Origin of the sequence: Enterobacter cloacae complex sp. IR5459 (genome assembly GCF_049238005.1) — a bacterium.
GTDB lineage: Bacteria > Pseudomonadota > Gammaproteobacteria > Enterobacterales > Enterobacteriaceae > Enterobacter > Enterobacter hormaechei_C.
The window spans coordinates 1-602 of the sequence record NZ_JBMKIG010000074.1; the positions used below are offsets into that span (position 1 = coordinate 1).

Annotated in this window: 1 protein-coding gene and 1 pseudogene; one reads left to right on the forward strand and one right to left on the reverse strand. The window is 46.0% G+C overall.

What is annotated here, in order from left to right; genetic code table 11:
* Positions 1-317: 317 nt before the first annotated feature.
* Positions 318-449: a hypothetical protein gene (locus ACOTX4_RS26010; protein ID WP_258320798.1), complete on the reverse strand. Its 132-nt coding sequence runs from the start codon at positions 447-449 to the stop codon at positions 318-320.
* Between ACOTX4_RS26010 and ACOTX4_RS26015 the strand changes: the two are divergent.
* Positions 399-602, forward strand: a pseudogene (locus tag ACOTX4_RS26015) (phage minor tail protein L); the annotation flags it as partial. The gene ACOTX4_RS26010 and the pseudogene ACOTX4_RS26015 sit on opposite strands and share 51 nt — an antisense overlap.

A 602-nucleotide genomic window follows, 5' to 3' on the forward strand; every position in this document is an offset into this window, starting at 1 on the left:
TTTTCAATCTCACCGATGGTTTTATTCTTTATCTCATCTGGCGCTATATCTAGGTTTACCGAATGAAATTGGTCATTAGGGCCAATCAAATTAGCTTTTAATTTAAATGTATTTCCAGCGACCGCAAAAGAAATAAAGTCAATAGCGTTTAATTTCAATTCTGACATTATTTTTCCTTTATCAGAGGTAATCAGCCATCCCCCTTCGATGGTTACGTCAGTGTCCCACCACTGACGGGCTGAGCTTACACGTTAACCAGGGTTATCAGTAAGCAACATCCTGATATTCAAACAGTAGCCACCACTTGGTGGCTTTTTTTATGGGAGTTTGCCGTGCGCGACATACCAGCCAGTATGATTATTGATAGCGTCGACGCCGGAGTAGGCGCGTTTATCGACCTGTTCGAAGCCGACCTGCAACCCTTTGGCGGAGACCTTATCCGGTTCCATTCCGGCACCAATGGATATTACGGAAATGTGATCTGGAAGGGGAATCAGTATCAGGCATACCCGATAGCAGTCGAAGGGTTCGAGTCAAAGAACGAAGGCACATATGCCCGGCCAACAATGGTGGTGGCGAACGTCACGGGTTTACTGACGGGC